Annotated in this window: 1 protein-coding gene; it reads right to left on the bottom strand. The window is 69.3% G+C overall.

Annotation, left to right across the window (positions count from 1 at the left end; all coding sequences use genetic code 11):
• Positions 1 to 388 (bottom strand): helix-turn-helix transcriptional regulator (locus tag AAHZ94_RS35130; protein WP_349997694.1); only part of this gene is annotated, 388 nt, incomplete at both ends.

The raw sequence follows: 388 nt of genomic DNA, 5'->3' as shown, positions 1-388 counted from the left end.
ATCAGCCCTTGTCGTAGCGCGTAGGCGACGGCGTGGGAGCGGTTGCGGAGGTTGAGGCGGGTCATCACGGCGTGCAGCACGTTTTTGATGGTGCGCTCGGAGTAGGCGAGTTTGAGGGCGATGTCGGCGGTGTCGTGCCCCTCGGCGACCAGCCGCAGCACCTCGATCTCCCGGGCTGCGAGGCCGGTGAAGTTCAACCCGCGCGGCCCCAGCACCTCACCCTGGAGCCGGCCCACCTGGGCGAGCAGACTGCCCAGCAGATCCGCCGGCACATGCCCCTCACCCCGGGCCACCGCCGCGATGACCTGCATCAACCGCTCCGGCGTCGCCTCCGTACGCCGGATCACCCCGATGAAACCGCACTCCGCCGCACTCACGAGCTGCTGCT

Origin of the sequence: Streptomyces sp. HSW2009, from assembly GCF_040240285.1 — a bacterium.
Classification (GTDB): Bacteria; Actinomycetota; Actinomycetes; order Streptomycetales; family Streptomycetaceae; genus Streptomyces.
Note: the sequence above shows the minus strand (reverse complement) of the source record. Positions and strands in the feature narration are given on the sequence as shown.